This window comes from Ensifer sp. LC384 (assembly GCF_001695865.1).
GTDB lineage: Bacteria > Pseudomonadota > Alphaproteobacteria > Rhizobiales > Rhizobiaceae > Ensifer.
Window position 1 is genome coordinate 1 of sequence record NZ_MBST01000034.1, and the last position, 20785, is coordinate 20785.

The window sequence follows — 20785 nt, forward strand, 5'->3', positions numbered from 1 at the left end:
GGGGTCTATGAGTGGGTGGAGAAGGACGGCAAGCCGGTCTTCGTCATCAACGCCCAGAACTGCGTGCACTGCAAGACCTGCGACATCAAGGACCCGAACCAGAACATCAACTGGGTGCCGCCACAGGGCGGTGAAGGCCCGGTCTATCCCAACATGTAATGTTCGGAGGGCAGCCCGCACGGACCTTCGTGGATAAGGCCGACGAGGGACCGGTCTATCCCAACATGTCAGGGTCTTTGCGTGATCTGCGCAACAGGGAATATTCGGAGGCGTCGAGCTCTTGCTCGGCGCCTCTTTCATTTCAAGCACGTGGCCGGATCCGTGCGCCGTGCAATTCTATCGGCGCACCGTCATCAGCGATGAGCCTGCCTCTCCCGCGCGCCGGCAAGTGCCGGAACATTGGGAAAGGCAATTGCTGACGCAAATGGGAAAGTCCTTGCCGGAAAGACCCGATAGCTTTGAAGGTGCCGCCGGTTCGTGAAGCGCTCCGGCGGACCTGCAGGCCGTTCGGTCCCTGTTGTTCTTGAGTAGGGCCCGAGCCTGTTGACACGCGACCGATCACTGCGGTGAGATCGGTCGTCCGACGGGACGTACCGCCAGAACAGAGGGAACTGAAATGAACAAGCTTCTTGCAACGACTTGCCTGGCCGCCGGCCTTCTTGGCCTTGCCGGCACGGCCTCGGCAGCCGAATGCGGCGACGTGACGATCGCCAACATGAACTGGCAGAGCGCCGAGGTTCTGGCGAGTGTCGACAAGATCATTCTGGCGGAAGGCTATGGCTGCAACGCCGAGCTCGTCGTCGGCGATACGGTGCCGACGATCACCTCGATGATCGAGAAGGGCCAGCCCGATATTGCGCCGGAGGGCTGGGTGGATCTTCTGCCCGACGTCGTCAATCGCGGCCTTGAAGAAGGCAAGCTGGTCGGCGCCGCCGTCGCGCTTTCCGACGGCGCCGTCCAGGGCTGGTGGGTGCCGAAGTATGTCGTCGACGCCAACCCCGACATCAAGACGATCGACGATGTGCTGAAGCACAAGGAACTGTTCCCGGATCCGGAGGACGCCAGCAAGGGCGCCGTCTTCAACGGTCCGCAGGGTTGGGGCGGCACGGTCGTCACGACCCAGCTTTACAAGGCCTATGGCGGCGAGACGGCCGGCTTCACGCTGGTCGATACCGGCTCGGCGGCCGGCCTCGATGGCTCGATCGCCAAGGCTTACGAGCGCAAGCAGGGCTGGGTCGGCTACTACTGGGCGCCGACGGCACTGCTCGGCAAATATGAGATGGTGAAGCTCGGCCATGGCGTCGAGGCGGATGCTGCGGAATGGAAGCGCTGCAACACGGTTGCCGATTGCCCGGACCCGAAGAAGAACGACTGGCCGAAGGACAAGGTCCAGACGCTGGTGACCAAGACGTTTGCCGATCGCGCCGGTCCGGCCATGGATTACTTGAACAAGCGCGCCTGGACCAACGACACAGTCAACAAGCTGATGGCCTGGATGACCGACAACCAGGCGAGCGGCGAGGAAGGTGCAAAGCATTTCCTCCAGGAAAATCCGGATATCTGGACCACCTGGGTCTCGCCGGACGTTGCCGAAAAGGTCAAGGCCGCGCTTTGATCGCCATGGCGTGACAAGAACGGGCGGCGCGCCGATCTCGTGCGCCGCCTCTTGAGAGATGGTCGGTGGTCAAAAAAAACAAATAATCAGGGTCGCCGTCGGGGAGCAGTGAAGGGGAATGGAATGGAATGGCTGACCCAGTTTCCGCATATGGACGATGATCGCCTGCGGGCGTTGAAGAAGGCGATCGACGAAGGCTTCCGTAGCTTTACGCGCGCCTATGGCGACGGCATCGAAGCATTTTTTGAACCGTTGCAATTCTTTCTGATCCAGTCGGAGCGCTTCATGACGCGCACGCCCTGGCCGATCATCATCCTGCTGATTGCGGTTCTCGCCTGGTTTGCGAGCCGGAACTGGAAGATCGTCGCTGGCTGTGTCGGCACGTTGCTCGCCATCGGCTACTTCGACATGTGGGACGATACGATGAAGACGATCTCGATGATCTTCGTCTGTACCGTTCTGTCGATCGCCATCGGCATACCGATCGGCATCATCATGTCACGGTCGGACCGGTTCCAGAATGTCGTCAACCCGATCCTCGATGTGATGCAGACCATGCCGAGCTTCGTCTATCTGATCCCGGTGGTGATGCTGCTCGGCATCGGCAAGGTTCCGGGGCTGATCGCAGTGGTGATCTATGCGATACCGCCGATGATCCGGCTGACCAACCTCGGCATCCGCCTGGTCGACAAGGATGTGCTGGAGGCGGCCGATGCTTTCGGCTCGTCGGGCTGGCAGAAGCTCAAGAACGTGCAGATGCCTTTGGCGTTGCCGACGATCATGGCAGGCATCAACCAGACGATCATGATGGCGCTGGCCATGGTGGTCATCGCCTCGATGATCGGGGTTCAGGGGCTTGGTCAGCCGGTGCTGAAGGCGATCGCCAATCAGTACTTCACGCTCGGCATCTTCAACGGTCTTGCGATCGTCGGCATCGCGATCATCTTCGACCGCGTCAGCCAGGCCTATGGTCACCGGCTGCAGAAACATCGCGAGATCATTCACGGCTGAAATCGACAAGCGAAACGGCCCGGAAACTTTCGTTTCCGGGCCGCTTTTTGTTCTTGCCCTTCACGCCCTGCGCGGTGAAAGGATGCCGGTCGAGAGCGCCACGCCAGCTGCGGTGATGATGGCGGCGACAATCTCGAACGGGCCGATCCGCTCGCCGAGAAGCATCGCGCCGCCGACCATTGCAAGCACGGGGGTGAGCGCGGTGAAGGCGGCGGCCTGGGTTCCGCCGAGGCTGCGGACTGCCACGCCATAGGCGACCATGGCGATGAGGCCCGAGAGAAGGCCCTGGCTGGTGATCTGCAGGGCGATCTCCTTGAGGGGCACGCTGGCAAGCGTGCTGCCGTAGATGCCGGCAAGCAGCAGGTGGATGAGGAACGACCAGATGGCGATCAGCGCACTGCCTTCAAGCGGGCTGAGGCCGGAGCGCCGGAAGGCGTGAGTATAGATCGCCCAGAGTGTGGCCGCTGCCGGAAGAAGGGCGTAACCGGTCCAGCCGATGCCCGCGGTGCCGGCAAGGCTGCGGGCGAGCAGGAGGGCGACGCCGGCAACGATGGCGGCAAAACCGGCAACACGCATGCGGTCAGGTCGCTCGCCGAAGATCGTGATGCCGATCAGCGCCGTTGCCAGCGGCATGGTACCGCCGAGCAGCACGCCGACGGAGGAGGCGGGCGTGGCGTGAATGGCAAAGGCTGCGACCTGGAAGAACAGCGCGCCGGAGCCCGCGACCATCAGGAGAAGTAAGAGGATCGGCAGCTTGCGCGGCAGAAGCCCGGTCCTCAGCCAGACCGGCGCGAGGACCAGCGCCGGGATGCCGTAGCGGATGAGGCCAAGGTCGATCGTGCCGAGCGCGGTGCCGGCAGTGTGTCGTGTAGCAAGAATCCACCCGGCCCAGATCAGCACGGTGACCAGGGCACCGGCATAGCCGGTGGCGACCGGTGCGGCGCTGCCGCGACCGAGTGTGAGCGCAACCATCTGATTTTCCTTCCCGATTTGAATGCCCGTAATTGTTTGGGCCTGGGAAGAAAATTACTGCCAACGGGCGAGGCATGTCCTTGCGATTTGTGCTTCAAATGGACTACGGTACGCAATCATGTGCCAATACGGCCTCAGTGGATTATCAATTATGCCAAATCTGGATAAATTCGATCTCGCGATTCTCAGGATCCTACAGGAGGACGCGCGGGCAACGAACGTGGAGATTGCCGAACGTGTCAATCTGTCGCCATCGCCATGCCTGCGGCGCATCCGCAATCTGGAGAAATCGGGGATCCTGCGCGGGTATCGCGCCGATATCGACCGCAAGGAGGTCGGGCTTGGATTGACCGTCTTCGTGGAAATCAAGGTCGGCCAGCACAGCCGTGAGAATGCCCAGCGTCAGCAGGAGGCCCTGCTTGCCATTCCCGAGGTTGTCTCCTGCTTCCTGATCTCCGGCAACGCCGATTTTCTCGCCGAGGTCGTGGTCGAAGACCTCTCCGCCTATGAGACGCTGCTGACCGAGACGTTACTGGCCATGCCCGGGGTAACTGACATCCGCTCCAACTTCGCCATCCGCTCGATCAAGACGGGTGGTCCCCTCAAGCTGCCGGAGTGACGCCCAGGCATGTTGGCGGCGCTGCCGCGCCGCAAACAGGGCGCGCAGCGGCGGTAATTCCGAGCGCTCGTCCGGCATGGGATCAATGTTAAGTTTTTGTAAGGCTCTGGAAACGGCGCCGATTGCGATTATCTCATCGCAGTGGACGCACTTTGCCACGGCAATGGAGCCAGTAAGCCTTTCATGAAAATCAAAGCTATCTTCAATCGGGACGGTGGGACCTTCCGAACGACGGATATGACGGCCTATTGCGCCAGGGTTGAGGCGATCTTTCGCGACGCCGGTCATCGGATCGAGATCGCGACTGTCTCAGGCGCTGAGATGCAGGAGACCCTGGAAAAGACCTGCCGGCGCCACGATCTCGATGCGATCGTGGCTGGCGGTGGCGACGGTACGATTTCGGCAGCGGCCGGCGTTGCCTGGAAAACCGGCATGCCGCTTGGCGTCGTGCCTGCCGGGACGATGAACCTTTTTGCGCGCACGCTGAAATTGCCGCTCGACATCTGGAAGGCGCCGGAGGTTCTGGCGCAGGGCACGATCATCGACGGTGATATCGGCAGTGCCGATGGCCGAGCCTTCGTGCACCAGTTCTCGATGGGCCTGCACGCTCGCATGGTGCGCTACCGCGAATCGTTCAGTTTCCGGTCGCGGCTGGGCAAGATCACAGCGAGCACCCGGGCCGCCGTCGGGGTCATCCTCAACCCGCCGGATTTCGAGATCGAATTCGACGTGGATGGTCACCACGAAAGACGGCACGTCTCGGCCGTGTCCGTGTCGAACAATCCGTTCGGGCGCGATACGCTGATGTATGCGGACGATGTGACCGCCGGCCATCTCGGCTTCTACACGGCGCCCCCCTTGAGCCCGCCCGGCGTTGCCAAGCTTGCGCTCGACGTGCTGCGCGGCAAGTTCCGTGACAATCCGGTTATTACCGAGATGAGCGGCCATGCGCTGGATCTGCATTTCCCCAAGGTCGACCGGAAGATCAACTGCGTGATCGACGGCGAACTTCTACCGATGGGCCGCGACGTCGCGTTGCGGATCCATCCCGGTGAGCTCAAGCTGCTCGTCGGCGCTGACCGGGCTAGTTCGTGACCCCGGGTCAGTCCATGACCCAGAGGTAGCCGAAGGCGTAACGGTAACCTCCTGAATGTCATGCTGCCTGTTTCGGCGGGGCGCTCGGTGGCGAGTTCTCCTCGGTGCTGCCGATGCATGCGCCTGCGGGCGTCGGCACCGGCGGCGATCGCCGCCGGTGCCGTTTCTGTCGGAGCAGGGGCGGGCCGCGCGGCGCTGGAGCAGTTGGCCGGGGCCGGTGTCAACGCCCATCTGCTGATCATCGTGTCCGTTGCCGCGGGCACGACGCTGTCGATGCTTCTGCAGAGAAAGCCTTGAGCTTCGCTGCTGGCCGAGGGGCTACTGGAACGACGTCTCGTAGAAGCTTCTGAGCTTGCGGGAATGCAGCTTCTCCGGAGGCATCGCCGCGAGTTTCTGAAGGGCGAGAATGCCGATCTTCAGATGCTGGCTGACCTGCGTCCGATAGAAGGCAGTGGCCATGCCTGGAAGCTTCAGCTCGCCGTGAAGCGGCTTGTCGGAAACGCAAAGCAGCGTGCCGTAGGGCACCCGGAAGCGGAAGCCGTTGGCGGCAATCGTTGCCGATTCCATGTCGAGCGCGATGGCGCGCGCCTGCGACAGGCGCTTGACCGGCCCGCGCTGGTCGCGCAGTTCCCAGTTGCGGTTGTCGATGGTGGCGACGGTGCCGGTGCGCATGATCTGCTTGAGATCGTAGTCGCGATAGCCGGTGACCTCGGCGACGGCGTCCTGCAACGCCACCTGCACTTCGGCAAGCGCGGGCAGGGGGATCCAGACAGGCAGGTCGTCGTCCAGCACATGATCCTCGCGCATATAGGCATGGGCGAGCACATAGTCGCCAAGCCGCTGGCTGTTCCTGAGCCCGGCGCAGTGCCCGAGCATCAGCCAGACATGCGGGCGCAGCACGGCGATATGGTCGGTGATCGTCTTGGCGTTGGACGGGCCGACGCCGATATTGACCATGGTGATGCCGCCGTGGCCCTTCTTCTTCAGGTGGTAGGCCGGCATCTGCGGCAGGCGGGTGAGCGTATAGTCGGTTTCCGGCTTGTCGGCGCCGGCCGGGGTGACGATGTTGCCGGGCTCGACGAAGGCCGTGTAGCCGTTGCCGCCTTCCGCCATCTGCTGGCGCGCCCAGGCGCAGAACTCGTCCATGTAGAACTGGTAGTTGGTGAACAGCACGAAGTTCTGGAAATGGTTCGCACTCGTGGCCGTGTAGTGGCTGAGACGGGCAAGTGAATAGTCGATGCGCTGGGCGGTAAACGGCGCCAGCGGCGAGGGCTCGCCCGGGCCCGGCTCATAGGAACCGTTGGCGATCTCGTCGTCGGTCGTCGTCAGATCGGGTGCATCGAACAGGTCGCGCAGCGGAATATCGATGGAATCGCCGGCCGATGCTTCGACATGGGCGCCTTCCCCGAAGGCGAAATGCAGCGGGATCGGGGTCGAGGATTCGGAGACGGTGACGCCGAGGCCGTGATTGCGCATCAGGTGCCCCAGCTGTTCCTTCAGATAATGCCGGAACAGTTTCGGCCGCGTGATCGTCGTGGTGTAGACGCCTGGCGCACTGACATAACCGAAGGACAGGCGGGAATCGACATGGCCGAAGCTGCTGGTCTCGATGCTGACCTGCGGATAGCAGGCGCGGTAGCGCGTGAGCAGAACGCCATTCTTGCCCAGCCCCTCGAAAGCCTCTGTGAGGAACCGGGTATTGCGATCGTAAAGCGCCTCCAGGCAATCGACTGCGGCCGCCGGATCTTCGAAGAACTGCGGCTCGAACGGCTCGGGCGTGGAGACGGAAAGGACGGAGTGTGAAGAGATTCGCTTGTTCATGTCGCATTATAGGCTGAGGCTTCTGACAAGCAAACGACAAGATGCGGGCATGCACAACCACGTCGATCAGCACAGCTTTGCAGCGCCGCGCGTCAGGTATGTCGCGCAACTGACGCTGTAATGCTTTGAATTTTCTGAATAATGTTCGCCATAAATCGTTTTCGATTTAAGGGATTATGCAGTAGCTGCCCCTAGCGCGGTCCAGCGAGGATGATGGCGCTGCCGACGAGGGCGACGGCCATTCCGGTCAGATCCCAACGGTCAGGCCGCACGCCTTCGGCAAGCCACAGCCAGATGAGCGAGGCGGCGATATAGACCCCGCCATAGGCTGCATAGGCGCGGCCGGCCGCCGCGCTGTCAATCAAGGTCAGCAGCCAGGCAAACAGTGCCAGCGACGCCATGCCCGGGATCAGCCACCAGATCGGCCTGTCAAGTTTCAGCCACGCCCAGAAGGCGAAGCATCCGGCGATCTCGGCAAGGGCGGCAAGGGAATAGACGGCATAGGCTGGCATCAGTGGCGGGTCCTTTCAACCGTGAAAGGACAGTAAGGCGCGCAGCGATGCAAGAGAGACTGAAAAATTAAAGGCGCCGATGGCGCCTTCGGTCAGCTCATCGATTGACGCTGCAGCGTCACGAAGAGAACGAGGCCGGCCCCCTGCTTGCCGATGCTCAGGCCATTGGCCTTGCTATAGGCAAGCGCCCCAACCGGCGCCATCAGCAGGCTGGCAAGTGCAAGGACACGCAGCGAGAGAAAGGCGGATGTGGAAAGGGCGGCCAGCATATCAGTCTCTCCGTTAGAGCTTGGCTTGGCAGTATTGCGCCGTGTGCGCGGTGCAATCCGTCAGCGAGCCGAGATAGGTGTTGCTGCGGCGACGTTCGGTATCTGCGCTGACTGCGGCAGCAAGGGTCATCGCAAAAACAACCATCAGAAGGCTGATAATGGTGAGGCGCCGAGCAAGAATGTCCATGGTTCTGTCCGTTGGTCTGGAGGCGGTTCAAATCGATTGAGTGTGTTTTCGCATAACCAAACTGAACTCTTGCTGATATGGCCGTTCATCTGGCGTTCATCTTGTGATTGATGTCGCTGCCGTTCTCGCGGGCAGAGGTGTGCCTAGCCCCGTGATCCCAATGATCCCAATGCATCAGGAGAGAATAGTGACTGCACAGATCGTGCTTTGTTACTGGCGTGCGGTGAACGGCTGGAAGTCACCGTCATGCTGGAGGAACTGGGTGCTCTCTATGAGGTAGACACCTCGACATCGGCAGGCGAGCAGTTCGTGCCGAATAACCGCATGCCAGCGATCATCGGAGGCGGCCCGCAGTCAAGAAGGCCGTCGAAGTCGATAAGGAAGAACGCGCCTATCAGGCGCAAAAAATGGGCGACCCGAGGGCCGCCCTTTTTGTACGCGATTGATCCTAGAGGCGCGACCAGGTTTGTGATTTGCAGAGAATCTTGAGCACGCAGCCCTTCATCTTCAGCGAGTTGCCGTTGACCGCGCCCGAACCGCTATAGGTCTTGTCGGTTTCGGGATCGGTGATTTCCCCGGAATAGCTGCCATCCGTGCCGGACAGATTGCCGATCCGCTTGCCGGCGTGTTTGCCGGTCTTCAGCGTCACGCAGAAGGCGCCGCCGCAAGGTGCAATCTCGGCCGTCGCGCCGGTTGCGGTCTTCCAGTTGCCGACGATCGGTTCGGCGGCAACGGCCGTTCCGGCGACGCCAAAAGCGAGAGCCGCGGTCATGAACAGGGTACGAATCATTCATTCCTCCAGATAAAAGCCGCCGGCGCGGTCCGCTTCGCCGGCACCTCTTCAGATATCCTCGTTTGAAAGGCAGTCTCCTCACCGCCGCCGGCAAGGTAGCTTACGCGCACGTAAAGGTAAACTGGTTCGAGTGCGCCTGTTTGTGCTTTTTATCTGCCGGTTTTCGGCCGAGAAAAATCGAGGAAATCCAGGACTGGCAGGTCGGACACTCTTTTCGTGGTTACCGTTTGGTTGAGGTCGGCAGTTGAATATTTCGTAAATTTTTATGCGAATGCGCCAGATTTCCGGCCTTTCGATGTTTAACAAAAACTCAAGTTTACCAAGTGTTTGAACTTTGTTTGTCTCAAATTAATCATGCATTTTAAGCGCGTATTGAAGGCCGTGCTGCATAGTAAGACCCATAAGACGAGCGGAGAAATTCACCCCGCCAAACGACCGAAGACGACGCTGCAAAGATGGCGCGGTTCGGAAAGGCCCACAAAGAGGCACGGTCGAACAGGGACCAAAAAACAAATGCTGATCTGGAGCATGGTCCGCCTCTAAAGGGCGGGCCGCTTCGGAAAACCAACCAGGCAAAACAGGGACAAGACAATGGCACGCTTTGATATGCAGGTTGCTTCGAATACCGCGATGGGTGGTGAAAACCAGGCGGACGTCTTTTGCGAAATGGGTCTGGCCTATGCGACGGGCCGCGGTCGTCCGGTCGACCTGGTCGCCGCCCATAAATGGCTGAACATTGCCGCGATCAAGGGTTGCGACCGCGCCGTTGATCTGCGCGCCGACCTTTCGATGACGATGAGCAAGGCCGACCTTGCAGCAGCGCTTCGCGCCGCCCGCGAATGGATGACCGTTCACTGAACGCCAAGGCGGGAGTAAGCTCCCGTCCGGCGGCGCCCGCCAGCGAGCAGGCGCCGGATATGAGGGCCTATTGGCCGCCTGCCAGTTTCTCCAGAACCTTCGGCAGGGCGGCTTCAAGCAGGTCCATCTCCGCCTCTGGCCCGGTGCTGACGCGAATGCAGCGGTTGAGCGGGGCGACGCCGGGCATGCGGATGAAGATGCCGTGGTCGCTCATCAGCGTATCGACGATCGCGCGCGCATAGACCGCGTCCCTTCCACAGTCGATCGCGACGAAATTGGTCGCCGATTCGAGCGGCGACAAGCCATTGCTTCTGGCGATCTCAGCGATGCGCACGCGCGAATGCGCAATCTTTGCCGTTACCAAGGTCAGATAATCCTGATCCGCAAGCGCTGCCACAGCCGCGGCCACGCCGATCCGATTCATACCGAAATGATTGCGGATCTTGTCGAACGCCTGGGCGGTCCCGGGCGTGGTGATGACATAACCGACCCGCGAGCCGGCAAGGCCATAGGCTTTCGAAAAAGTCCGCGTCCTGACGACATTGGGCATGCCTATCAACGCGGCGATCGCGGGCAAGGCCCCTGCCGGAGCGGTTTCGCAATAGGCTTCGTCGAGGATGAAGAGCGTGGTTTCGGGCAGGGCCTTGGCGAATTCGACAACGCGTTCGGCGTTCCACCAGCTTCCCATCGGGTTGTCGGGATTGGCGAAATAGACGAGCGGGGCATTCTCTTGCTTGACTGCTGCTAGCAACCCGTCGAGATCTTCGCGGTCTCCGACATAGGGCACCGTCACCAGCCGGCCGCCGTGGCCGACGACGTGATAGTTGAACGTCGGATATGCGCCGAGCGAAGTGACGACCGGCATGCCGGGCTCGATCACCATCCGCACGATCTGCCCCAGCAGTCCGTCGATGCCTTCGCCGATCGCAATGTTGGCGGCAGAGACGCCGAGCCGGGCCGCCAGCGCCTGCTTCAGATCATGGTTTTCCGGGTCCGCATATTTCCACGTTCCCGTTGCCGCCTCTCGCATCGCTTGCACGACGCTTTCAGCAGGCCCAAACCCGCTTTCGTTAGCGCCGATGCGGGCAGCAATGGCGCGCCCACGCTGGCGCTCGATGGCCTCGGGTCCAACGAAGGGGATCGTGGAGGGCAGGGATTGGATGAGCGGCGTGAAGCGAGAGAATGCGGACATGCTTTATATAAGGCCCCGTTCGAACAAAGTTCGCGGAACTTACTGCATAATTCCTTAAATCGGAATCGATTTAAGGGCAAAATTATGCAGCAACTCAGAGTGTTACAGCGACCTTTGCGCGTCTAAACAGACGCGCGGCGCTGTAACGCATGCTTTGGCAATGCGGAATCGCCTTGATGAGAAAAAGCCGTCGCGAGTTGTTGGGTTTTGACGGCCTGTTGCACAGGCCGCATGGGCATTAGCGGCGCTTGGGCGCCTTGGCGTCCTGGCCGGTGAAGAACTCCTGCCGGATGATCTCGCGCAGTAGGGTCTGCTCGATCGGCTTGATGAACTGCACCCCGATGCGATCGCCATTGCGATAGACCTCGGCGCAACCGATGCGAAGCGAAGTGCCGATGATATGAAGATAATAATGCTGCGGCAGGCCGATGGTGGTCTGCACGGCAAAGCTGGCGCCACCGCGGGAGATGTCGATCATCCGACAGGTTCTGACCGATACGCTGCCAAGCCCCGGCTGTACGGTCGTCAGGGTGGCGGCATGGCCGATGGAAAAGCGCTCGTAGCGACGTTCGTAGAACGGCGAGGGCACGCAGGAATACATCGTCTGCTGCATCTGTCATTCTCCGTCAACGCCGGATCGCGAAATGCGATCTTTGCCAAGCTCGGCCCGTGGGCAATTCATTCGCCCACGCTTAATCCTCGCGTGAATGCCGAGGCAAGTTGAGTGCAGTCTCGGTGCAGAAGTTTGCAATCCGCTGAAGGAGATCGATAAAAATCTAACATCGGTCATTTTCCCTAGGCGGAACCCGGCCGCGGTCAAAAGCCACCGCTTGAAAATTGCATGCGGATGAGCCGGCTGACGAAGTCGGGAGCGAGCAGCATGTTGAAGCGCACGCCGAGCTCCGCGCCGCTGCGATGAACTTGAGAACAGCCGATCTCTTCCTTGAATCCGTCGATCTCCAGAAAGAAGTGTTTCGGCACCATGAGTGCGCCATTGAAATCGAGCATGGCGCCGGCGATCGAGATGTGACGCAGCAGGCACTGATATTTGGTCTTTGCCTTGAGGTGCTGGCCGATGATCAGTAACCGGCAGGGACGCTCAATGAAGTAATGTTGATACGTCGTTGCCAGTTGCCCTGGCTTTGCTTCCGCGACGTGCATTTTCATCGACATGGCAAGCTCCGAGAACGCATAGCCTTTCATTGGCGCAGGAGGCATCGGGTCCTGGCGGAATCACCCCGGCCCGAGCGATGCGGCGTCTGAGTTAAGATCGCCGACTTGCTTCGACCTTGCGGGAGCGCTGAAGACGAACTGCCTCAAAAAAATATGGCGACCGGAGACATTGAAAGCCCCTTGCTCATACGTAATAGTTTCATCAGGGCATGGTTTTGGGGCGGTGGCATCGTCCCGAAGTGCCGTCAATGGGGTTGAGCGCCTCCCGTCTCCTGCTCCCGGTGAGCCAGGAAGTAAGGGGTGGCGCCGGAGGGAAGAGCATGTTTACGGGGCATTCGTCGCGTTGGCGGCCGTTCGTCATTCTTTTCGTGGCGGTGCTGGCGTTTGCGCCAGCCGATGTCTTGGCCGCGAAGCGTGTCGCCCTTTTGATCGGTAACGAGAAGTACGAGGCGACCTCTCAACTCAACAATCCCGCCAATGACGTCGAACTGATGAAGGCCTCATTCGAGGATGCGGGCTTCGATTCCGTCACCACGGTTCATGACGTCGGGCGCCAGGACATGGTGAAGGCGCTGCGCGATTTTGAAGATCTGGCAACCGGCGCCGAGGTGGCGATTGTCTATTACTCCGGCCACGGCATGGAAATGAACGGCCAGAACTTCCTTCTGCCGACCGATGTGCAATTAAAGACGGACAAGGATATCGAGGACGAGGCGATCGGCCTTGACCGGGTTCAGCGGTCGCTCGAGGGCGCAACCAAGCTCAAGCTGGTGATTCTCGACGCCTGCCGCAACAATCCGTTTGAGCAGAGCATGACGCGGTCGATCTCGACGCGCGCCGTCTCCCGCGGGCTCGCGCGTGTTGAGCCCGAATCGGCCGACCTGCTGGTCGCCTTCGCGTCCAAGGCCGGAACCGTTGCGCTCGATGGCGAGGGCAGGAACAGCCCTTTTGCCACAGCACTTGCGAAGTACCTCACTGAGCCGGGCGTCGACGTGCGCATCGCCCTGGGCAAGGTGCGCGACGAGGTGGTTTCGGTTACAAACCGCGGCCAGGAGCCCTTTGTCTATGGATCGCTCGGTGGCGCCCAGATCTTCCTGAACATAAAGGAAGTGAACATCAACATCACCAACAACGGTGAGCAGCTCTCGCCAAACAGCCAATCGGCCGCTGCTGCCGATTGGCAGAACATCCGCGATCTCGCCGACAAGGATCTGATCGCTGCCTTCCTCGCCAAGCATGGATCCGATCCTGTCTATAAGATGCTGGCGGAAAAGAAGCTGAAGCTTCTGGCCGAGGCTGAGCAGACGTCGAGCGCGACGCCCGACGAGATTGCCTGGGACGCCCTGAAGCAGTCGACCGACGCCGCCGCGCTCACGCGGTTCCTCGAGCGTTATCCCGACAGCAGGCACAAGGCGGAGGCGGAGCAGCAGATTGCCGCGCTCGAACCGCAGAAGGGCCTCAACATCTCGCAGACCGGCAAGGACACCCAGGCTTCGCGCGATTGCTATCTGCTGGCAGGCGAGCCGCAGTCCATGCCCGGCTTCGTCGGCGTCAACTTCCTGAAGCTTGATTCCGCCCGGGCGCTGACGGCCTGCGCCCAGGCGGTCAACGAGAACCCCGACGACATGATGCTCGTCAATATGCTGGGCCGGGCACAGGATGCCGGACGCGACTATGTCGAGGCACGCCACAATTATCAAAAGGCAGCCGACGGCGGCAATATGTACGCGTTGACGAATCTGGCCTGGTTCTCCGTCTACGGCACCGATGGTGCCGTCGATGTCGACCAGGGCAAGCGCATGTTCGAGCAAGCGGCCAAGGCCGGCAATGCCTATGGTCAGGCATCGCTCGGCTGGCTCTATCGCGAAGGTTATGGCGGCATCGCCCAGGACTATGATGAAGCCGCCAGGTGGTATCAGCTGGCCGCCGGTCAGGGTTATGCCAACGCGATGGCGACGGTGGGCTGGTTCTATCGAGAGGGACTTGGCCTGCCCAAGGACCTGGCGGAGTCGCTGACCTGGTACAAGAAGGCGGCCGAAGGAGGCGACGTCAACGCCATGTCGTCTCTCGGCTGGGCCTACCAGAACGGGCTTGGCACCGAGCAGAACTATGCCGAAGCCAAGACCTGGTACGAAAAGGCGGCCAATGTCGGCGATTCCTATTCCATGGCATTGCTCGGCTGGTTCTACGATGTCGGCACCGGCGTCGCCCAGGACTATGCCCAGGCCCGCACCTGGTACGAGATGGCGGCAAATGCCGGCAGCGCCTACGCCATGGGAAATCTGAGCCGTCTTTATGACTATGGCCTCGGCACCAAGGCGGATGCGAAGGAGGCTGTGCGCTGGGCGGCAGCCAGCGTCGAGGGTGGTGACCCGGCCAAGCTTCAGGAGCTCAAGACCCAGCCGAGCAATTTTACACCGGCCTTCCGCAAGGAGATGCAGGTGCTGCTGAAGGATCGCGGCTTTTATAGTGGTCCGGTCGATGGCGATTTTGGCGCCGCGACGCTCGATGCGATCGATAGGCTCTCGCGAAAGTCATAGAGCGGGCAGGCGACAACCAGATCCGGTCCTGTTTGCCTCGCGTTCTCGCCGCTCTACACCAAGTCGAACTGCTGCTTCCTGCAGGTCTTCAGCGGCATGACAGGCTCGGTTGCTCCGGCGCCCACATGAAAATGCGCCGATTTGCCGGAAACCGACAAAAAAATCTTGCATTGCCTGCGGTCTGACACTAGTCAGGCGCTAACGGAGAGGTGGCCGAGTGGTCGAAGGCGCTCCCCTGCTAAGGGAGTATACCCGGAAGGGTATCGAGGGTTCGAATCCCTTCTTCTCCGCCATCACCTTCTGATGGTTGATTTTTCCCACTCATCGAATGTCAGTCGGCCGATGTGCCGTTCCTCAATCCAGATGACATCGGCCCAGCTGTGAGCCAATGCATTCACGGCGCCTGCGCCAATGCCGATGAAATTCCTTGGCTTCGGTCAGCAATCTTCTCCACCCAGAATCAGACGTTGCCAACGATCAACTGCGAATCTCGCGAATTGATTCTGATGATTCCGGTGGTGGGAGCGGCAGTGGGCAAAGTCGATTCCGTGAAATGTGGCGGTGCCGCACCTCGCTCCTTCCAGGAAATTGGCTGGTCATATCGGCTTTTCCCCGCATTTTGGGCCGCTTTCTGCCTCTTTCTGAAACAGGCCGTACCCTTGGCTCTTATGCTAAGCCCTCAGGAATAAAGGCTTTTCTTAATCCTTTATTAATTTTCTCAGGCCGCATGCGGCGATTTTGTGTCGTTTCAGCAACAGGGTTCGGCGAAGGGCGACGCAAAGCACGTGATCTCGCCAGTTGGACGTTGCGCCGATGACCGCGTCTTGTATTTTCAAATCCGGAAGCAAGGGCGGTTGATCGTCCGACTTCTTGAACGTTGGGGATGGGGCAGGGAACGCTGTCCTTCAGCAAAATACCCAGACCCGTTTGAAACTTTTGACTGGAGGTCAGAAATGAACATCAAGAGCCTTCTTCTCGGCTCCGCTGCAGCTCTCGCAGCAGTATCCGGCGCACAGGCAGCCGACGCAATCGTCGCAGCCGAGCCGGAGCCCATGGAATACGTTCGCGTTTGCGACGCTTTCGGCACTGGCTACTTCTACATCCCGGGCACGGAAACCTGCCTCAAGATCGGCGGCTTCATCCGCGTACAGGGCGACTTCGGTCGTGACGCTGCCGACAACAAGTGGAACGGCGACGCTTCCGCTGATGGCCGCCCAGGCGATCGCTCCACGTCTGACTGGGATGTCTTCTCGCGCGCTTACCTCTCGTTCGACGCCAAGAGCGACACCGAGTACGGCACGCTCACCGGCTTCTTCGCTCTCGAAGCAAACGCCGACAACGACACCGACGCTGGCGACAGCCTGATCGACGTTGATGAAGCCTACATCCAGCTCGGCGGCTTCAAGGCCGGCTTCTTCTACAGCTGGTGGGATAAGGGTCTGAACGGCGAAACCGACTCGCTCGGCAACGTCACCGAGTTCAACTCGATCGCATACCTCTATGACGGTGGCTCGTTCCAGGCTGGTATCTCGGTCGACGAACTCGAAGGCGCAACCACCAAGAACAACGGCGTTGGCGTTGCCGGTACCGTTTCGGCTTCGGTCGGCGGCGTATCGTTCGACCTGCTCGGCGGCTTTGACACTGAAGTCGAAGAAGGCGCAATCCGCGCTCTGCTCTCTGCAGACCTCGGCCCGGGCACGTTCCAGCTCGCTGGTATCTGGGCTTCGAACCCGAACGCTTACTGGGCTGACTCCGAGTGGACTGTCGCAGCTTCGTACGCCTTCAAGGCAACCGACAAGCTGAAGATCACCCCCGGCGCCCAGTACTGGGGCGACCTGAACGATGACGCTGGCGGCTTCGACAGCGGCCTCGACAAGTGGCGCGCTGGCGTGACCGTCGACTACGCGATCACCGAAGGTCTGGCTTCGCGCGTCTCGGTTCAGTACGAAGACAAGGACACTGTCGGCGGTGGTTCGGACGACCAGGTCAAGGGCTTCGTCCGCCTGCAGCGCGACTTCTAATCTGATCTGACCTCGGTCAGTTTAGAGAAGCCCGGCTTTCGAGCCGGGCTTTTTCGTTTTGGCGCAGGAGATTGAGACCGAACGGGCTTCGTTGCGATGAAGTCCACCGCTCGCTGGTTAAATGTCGTTCGCCGCAGTCTGTAGAAATATCGCGATGTCGCTTCTGAGACCGCCGACATGCAGCAATGGCGCGTGTCCTTGACCTGCTGCGACGGCTGACATCATCGTGCAGTGCCGGCGGTGCATTTCGGCGACTGTCTTTTCTGTCAGCAATCTCGAGTTTTCCGCGCGGATCAACAGCAGGGGGTATTGGCAGAGCGCCTGGAACGGTTGCCAGAGATCGGGCAGGGCGGTTTCGCCGTCGAGTGATAACAACTGCTTGGCTATCGCTTGGTCGAAATCGGGGATCGGATATCCGTTTTCATCGCGGTAGATGGCGTTTGCCATCTCGCGCCAGTCTGCTTCGTCAAGAGCCGGGAACTCGGCACCGTGCAAGGTCTTGAGGTGGGCCGCCGCATCTTCCCAGCTCCGAGGCTTGTCATTGTTGTTGAGGTAGTCTCGGATTGCCAGCAATCCTTCGCGTTCGATCACCGGGCCGATATCGTTCAGTATCACCGCAGCGATCAAGGAAGGCATCTGCTGCGCGAGCAGATGCAGGATCAGCCCCCCACGTGAGGTGCCGATAAAAATTGCCTTTTCAATAGCGAAATACGTGCAAGCGGTGATGACGTCGGACGTTTCAATTGCAACCGTATAGCGGCTCTTATCGTCGTCGCGTTCCGAATTCCCGCGGCCACGGTAGTCCAATGAGATGACGGGATGTCCGCCTCCCGACGAAGATGCGAGAAAGGTGGCAAGCTCGTGAAAATCTCGGCTGTTGCGCGTAAGTCCTGGCAGGCAGATGACCGGCGTTGCCGCCCCTGACCGAGGCTCAGGTCCGTATGCCCGCGCGTAGAGTTGCAATCCGCCAACCCCGTGGAAGCGATGTTCCCGAAACGCGCCTTGCCCCATGCTCGCCCTCCATGTCAGCACCCGGTATGTCAGCACCCGGTCGGATCGTAGCCGTTGAAACGGAAACGGCAAGCAGGCGGTCCGGCAAACGACGCTTGTCGCTCGCGCTACCTTTTGGGGCCGCGAGATTGCCGGTCACAGGCATCACGGATTGAAACCACGTTTTCGCGCCGATACCTGAGCAGCGGAAACATCGGAGTGGTTGCGAGCGGCCGCCGCCTCATCCTGTTTGTCAGTAGGGCGAATAGCACTGCCGCCGCGAACCATAGTAGGGCTGGTACGTGTTGTCCCAGGCTCGATAGGACCGGTACCGCGCGTAGCACCAGCGTGTATGTGGGCTGCCGCCGGCAACTCTCGGACCGTTGTAGTATCTTGGCTGGCTCAACAAGCCGCCAATGATTGCGCCGGCTGCAAGTCCGCCGATGAACGCGCCGACATCATTATCGCGGTCCCGATAGTACCGGCGGTAACCATCGCGATAATAGCCGTGTCGGTCGCGGTCGTAATCGTGCCGGTCGTACCGATAGCCACGGCCGCAATAGGGGAAACTACACCCGCTACCGCTCTTCCGCGCTTCACCGCGCTCGTACGGGAATTGCGCCGGTTGGACATCGGTGGCTTGAGACGCGATCCTCGGGGCGACCGGAAATGCCTGTGCAGGTGGAACGCTGCTCATTGCCGTCACCACCGACAGGGCGATAACTGTTAACGTCTTCATTGCCTTCACCATTTCCTTCGGGAAAGATGGAACCTTCAAGAAAGGAAATGCTTGAGATCGTACTTTGTGCCGCCTCCGGCTATCACGATTATTTGATCATCGCCGTCCGTCAACGATCACGACGAGCAATCAATCTGAACCTGGCTTTTCCCGTTGGCACGGCCCCGTGGAAACGCGTTATCTCTTTGTTTTACGCATTTCCTGACGGAAAATCCCCGGAATTGCTTTAAGGCAATTGTCGTCCCATTCTAAGGTCTGCGACTATGTCGGTGCTTTGACCGAGCCTGACTTTATAGACCTGATAGTTTTCCATCACACGCTGGACGTAGTTCCGCGTTTCCTGGAACGGGATGCGTTCGATCCAGTCGACGACTTCGTCGATCGGTTTGCCGCGGGGATCACCATATCGGCTGAGCCAGTCCGGGACACGACGCGGACCAGCGTTGTAGGCGATGAAGGTGAGAATGTAGGAGCCGCCGAAGCTGTTGATCTGCTCACCGAGATAGTGTGCGCCGAGCGTGGCGTTGTATCCGGCATCGCTCGTCAGGCGGTCCTTGGAATAGGCAAGGCCGTAGCGGCTCGCCACGCCTTTGGCTGTTCCGGGCAGGAGTTGCAGCAGGCCCCGGGCGTTGGCTGTGGACACCGCCGCAGGGTTGAAGGCGCTTTCCTGCCGCGCGATCGCATAGGCGAGCGCCTTGCCCGAGCCATCGATGTTGGCCGTCGGCGGGATGACACCGACAGGGAAGGCGAGTGCGGCAACATCGATGCCACGGCCAAAGGCGGTCTTACCGATCTGGAGGGAAAGCTGGTGATTGCGGGTTTTTTCGGCGCGTGCCGAAAGGATCGCCAGCTCGCCGGGGCTCGTCAGTTCTTCCGCGAGCGCCCGATAGATGCTGTCGGCGCGCCAGCCGTGGCCGGCAGCGTCGAGCCGTGCGATCGCGCGAACCGCCTCGCGGCTTTCAAAACGGGCACGATCCTCCGATGACGGAGCCGGATAGGTGACATTGAGTGCCTTGCCGTCGAGCCGTGCGGCCGCAAGCTGGCCGTAGAAGGTGCCGGGAAAGCGGGCCGCGTTGGTGAAATAATCCTTGGCGTTGCCCGGCCCGCCCGCTTCCGCCGATCGCCCAAGCCAGTACCAGGCCCGCGACGCCGAAAGCGGCCGGTTCGAAACATCAAGGATCCGCCGGAAATGCCGCGATGCCGCGGCCGGATCTTCCATGCCGCGCAGCGCGTACCAGCCGGCGTGAAACTCCGCGTCGACGATATCGGTCGCCTCGCTCGCCCTGTGGTTGGCGGCAACCCGGTAAGCGCCGCGGAAATCCCCCTTGTCCAGTAGGCCACGGCTGACGATCCGTTGTTCGGTCCACCACTCACCGGGATTGACCAGCGCGTCCTGGTCTTTCGGCATCGTGGCCAGCAGCGTGGCGGCCTCCGCATATTTGTCCTGCTTGCGCAGGCTTTTGACGCGGATGAACAGGTAGGCCGGGTCACTGTGCCAAGAGGGATCCACCGACGATATCAGGGCAGGAGCATTGGCAGTGCCGCGGCTGACGGCCGCCCAGGCGCGGTAGAGCGACTGCGCCTTGCCGAGATCGCTGAAGCGTTCGGCCTGCTCGATGCGATTGCGATAAAGCAGCATCGTCATCCGCTGCCGATGGTCTGCAACAGTCAAAAGGCCGGAAAACTCCGAGAGGATCTGCGTTTCCACATCCTTGTCGAGCCCTTGCTTGAACCAGAGTGCGCGCAGCCGCGTTGCTGCCGTCGCACTCTGCCCCTGGGCCACCAGCGCGCGGGCAAGGATGATCGTCCCTTCAGTGGTCTCGGGCTGCGTCTGTCCGAAAGCGGCAAGTATATCGGCAGCTGGCGGGTCTTCGCGATAGAGCGCGCGCTCTGAATGGGCGCGGAGCGATTTGAGGCCCGGCCATCCCTGCAGTTCGCGCTGGGCGTCTGCGATTTCGTAGGAGGGAATGCCACGTTGTCCCGAGACGGCGATTGCCCAGGTCAGAATATGACGGTCGAGCGTGCCTTCGCGCATGCCGTTTCGAACGGTGATCGCTTTGCCGGGGTTCTTGTCGGAAAGTGCATCCAGACCGACCTTCAAGTCGCCTTGGATGGGCGATACCGTCGCCGGGATCGCGCCGGTAATGTCCTTACCCGAAACGCGGCCGGCCTTGTCGGAGATTGCCGGTTTGCTGCCCGGTACCGGCACTTTGTTCGGGGCTTCCGAGGAGTTGGCCGACGAGGCCAGCAGCGCTGCGCCGATCATGGCGGCGACAGGCAGAAAGATTGATCCGCGCATCAAGAGCCCCGTGTTTCCCCGTGTCTCACATTCATTTGCCGCCGGGTTGCCTAACGAAAGGTTACCGGGGCCTATCGAT

At 60.6% G+C, this 20785-nt stretch carries 20 protein-coding genes, 1 tRNA gene and 1 pseudogene; 10 read left to right on the forward strand and 12 right to left on the reverse strand.

Translation table 11 applies throughout. The annotated features are described in order from the left end of the window. The 3 genes from BC363_RS33745 to BC363_RS22015 form a co-directional block, all read left to right on the forward strand. Nucleotides 1–159, forward strand: a 159-nt coding sequence (locus BC363_RS33745) for a 4Fe-4S dicluster domain-containing protein (protein ID WP_141690345.1), incomplete at its 5' end; no start/stop codon positions are given. A gap of 457 nt (nucleotides 160–616) precedes the next feature. Then, nucleotides 617–1615 (forward strand): ABC transporter substrate-binding protein, encoded by a 999-nt coding sequence (locus BC363_RS22010; protein WP_065787325.1) that lies wholly within the window; start codon nucleotides 617–619, stop codon nucleotides 1613–1615. A 123-nt stretch (nucleotides 1616–1738) separates the two neighbouring features. Further along, nucleotides 1739–2626 carry a proline/glycine betaine ABC transporter permease gene (locus tag BC363_RS22015; protein WP_065787324.1) on the forward strand — a complete coding sequence of 296 codons (888 nt, stop codon included), beginning with the start codon at nucleotides 1739–1741 and terminating at the stop codon, nucleotides 2624–2626. Nucleotides 2627–2686: 60 nt separating this feature from the next. Here BC363_RS22015 and BC363_RS22020 read toward each other — a convergent pair whose 3' ends face one another. Beyond that, complete coding sequence (locus BC363_RS22020) at nucleotides 2687–3598, reverse strand: DMT family transporter (RefSeq protein ID WP_065787323.1); 912 nt, start codon at nucleotides 3596–3598, stop codon at nucleotides 2687–2689. 151 nt (nucleotides 3599–3749) lie between these two features. Between BC363_RS22020 and BC363_RS22025 the strand changes: the two genes are divergently transcribed. The 3 genes and pseudogenes from BC363_RS22025 to BC363_RS22035 all read left to right on the forward strand — a co-directional run. Next, nucleotides 3750–4217, forward strand: coding sequence for an Lrp/AsnC family transcriptional regulator (locus BC363_RS22025; RefSeq protein WP_065787322.1), 468 nt, complete (start codon nucleotides 3750–3752; stop codon nucleotides 4215–4217). Nucleotides 4218–4400: 183 nt separating this feature from the next. Then, nucleotides 4401–5312, forward strand: coding sequence for a diacylglycerol kinase family protein (locus BC363_RS22030; protein WP_065787321.1), 912 nt, complete (start codon nucleotides 4401–4403; stop codon nucleotides 5310–5312). A 62-nt stretch (nucleotides 5313–5374) separates the two neighbouring features. Next, nucleotides 5375–5609: pseudogene (locus BC363_RS22035) on the forward strand (UPF0104 family protein); the annotation flags it as partial. 21 nt (nucleotides 5610–5630) lie between these two features. Here the strand turns inward: BC363_RS22035 and BC363_RS22040 are convergent. From BC363_RS22040 to BC363_RS22050, 5 genes are all read right to left on the reverse strand, one after another. Further along, nucleotides 5631–7133 carry an AMP nucleosidase gene (locus BC363_RS22040; protein WP_065787319.1) on the reverse strand — a complete coding sequence of 501 codons (1503 nt, stop codon included), beginning with the start codon at nucleotides 7131–7133 and terminating at the stop codon, nucleotides 5631–5633. A gap of 191 nt (nucleotides 7134–7324) precedes the next feature. Then, on the reverse strand, nucleotides 7325–7645 hold the full coding sequence (locus tag BC363_RS22045) for a YnfA family protein (protein ID WP_065787318.1): 321 nt from the start codon (nucleotides 7643–7645) through the stop codon (nucleotides 7325–7327). 92 nt (nucleotides 7646–7737) lie between these two features. Further along, nucleotides 7738–7914 carry a hypothetical protein gene (locus tag BC363_RS35570; protein WP_167590821.1) on the reverse strand — a complete coding sequence of 59 codons (177 nt, stop codon included), beginning with the start codon at nucleotides 7912–7914 and terminating at the stop codon, nucleotides 7738–7740. A gap of 13 nt (nucleotides 7915–7927) precedes the next feature. Then, on the reverse strand, nucleotides 7928–8101 hold the full coding sequence (locus BC363_RS35575) for a hypothetical protein (protein WP_025426369.1): 174 nt from the start codon (nucleotides 8099–8101) through the stop codon (nucleotides 7928–7930). A 448-nt stretch (nucleotides 8102–8549) separates the two neighbouring features. Then, the gene (locus BC363_RS22050) at nucleotides 8550–8891 is read right to left on the reverse strand and encodes a DUF2147 domain-containing protein (RefSeq protein ID WP_065787317.1); all 342 of its coding nucleotides are present in this window, start codon (nucleotides 8889–8891) and stop codon (nucleotides 8550–8552) included. Between the two features lie 594 nt (nucleotides 8892–9485). On the opposite strand from BC363_RS22050, the gene BC363_RS22055 reads away from it, so the two are divergent. Further along, nucleotides 9486–9752: a sel1 repeat family protein gene (locus BC363_RS22055; RefSeq protein WP_065787316.1), complete on the forward strand. Its 267-nt coding sequence runs from the start codon at nucleotides 9486–9488 to the stop codon at nucleotides 9750–9752. 67 nt (nucleotides 9753–9819) lie between these two features. Here BC363_RS22055 and BC363_RS22060 read toward each other — a convergent pair whose 3' ends face one another. The 3 genes from BC363_RS22060 to BC363_RS22070 all read right to left on the reverse strand — a co-directional run bounded on the left by BC363_RS22060 (nucleotide 9820) and on the right by BC363_RS22070 (nucleotide 12117). Continuing rightward, the gene (locus BC363_RS22060) at nucleotides 9820–10944 is read right to left on the reverse strand and encodes a pyridoxal phosphate-dependent aminotransferase (RefSeq protein WP_065787315.1); all 1125 of its coding nucleotides are present in this window, start codon (nucleotides 10942–10944) and stop codon (nucleotides 9820–9822) included. A 238-nt stretch (nucleotides 10945–11182) separates the two neighbouring features. Next, nucleotides 11183–11557: a PilZ domain-containing protein gene (locus BC363_RS22065; protein WP_065787314.1), complete on the reverse strand. Its 375-nt coding sequence runs from the start codon at nucleotides 11555–11557 to the stop codon at nucleotides 11183–11185. Between the two features lie 203 nt (nucleotides 11558–11760). Then, nucleotides 11761–12117, reverse strand: coding sequence for a hypothetical protein (locus BC363_RS22070; protein ID WP_065787359.1), 357 nt, complete (start codon nucleotides 12115–12117; stop codon nucleotides 11761–11763). Nucleotides 12118–12437: 320 nt separating this feature from the next. Between BC363_RS22070 and BC363_RS22075 the strand changes: the two genes are divergently transcribed. From BC363_RS22075 to BC363_RS22085, 3 genes are all read left to right on the forward strand, one after another. After that, a complete protein-coding gene (locus BC363_RS22075; RefSeq protein ID WP_065787313.1) occupies nucleotides 12438–14657 on the forward strand; it encodes a caspase family protein in 2220 nt (739 codons plus the stop codon). Nucleotides 14658–14860: 203 nt separating this feature from the next. Beyond that, nucleotides 14861–14950: transfer RNA gene (locus tag BC363_RS22080), tRNA-Ser, on the forward strand. A gap of 660 nt (nucleotides 14951–15610) precedes the next feature. Continuing rightward, nucleotides 15611–16678 carry a porin gene (locus tag BC363_RS22085; RefSeq protein ID WP_065787312.1) on the forward strand — a complete coding sequence of 356 codons (1068 nt, stop codon included), beginning with the start codon at nucleotides 15611–15613 and terminating at the stop codon, nucleotides 16676–16678. 117 nt (nucleotides 16679–16795) lie between these two features. Here the strand turns inward: BC363_RS22085 and BC363_RS22090 are convergent, their stop codons facing one another. The 3 genes from BC363_RS22090 to BC363_RS22095 all read right to left on the reverse strand — a co-directional run bounded on the left by BC363_RS22090 (nucleotide 16796) and on the right by BC363_RS22095 (nucleotide 20706). After that, entirely contained in the window at nucleotides 16796–17689 is an 894-nt protein-coding gene (locus tag BC363_RS22090) for an alpha/beta hydrolase (protein WP_065787311.1), read from the reverse strand. A 232-nt stretch (nucleotides 17690–17921) separates the two neighbouring features. Continuing rightward, on the reverse strand, nucleotides 17922–18407 hold the full coding sequence (locus BC363_RS33750; RefSeq protein ID WP_083222512.1) for a BA14K family protein: 486 nt from the start codon (nucleotides 18405–18407) through the stop codon (nucleotides 17922–17924). 226 nt (nucleotides 18408–18633) lie between these two features. Then, nucleotides 18634–20706, reverse strand: coding sequence for a lytic transglycosylase domain-containing protein (locus BC363_RS22095; protein WP_065787310.1), 2073 nt, complete (start codon nucleotides 20704–20706; stop codon nucleotides 18634–18636). Nucleotides 20707–20785: the final 79 nt, after the last annotated feature.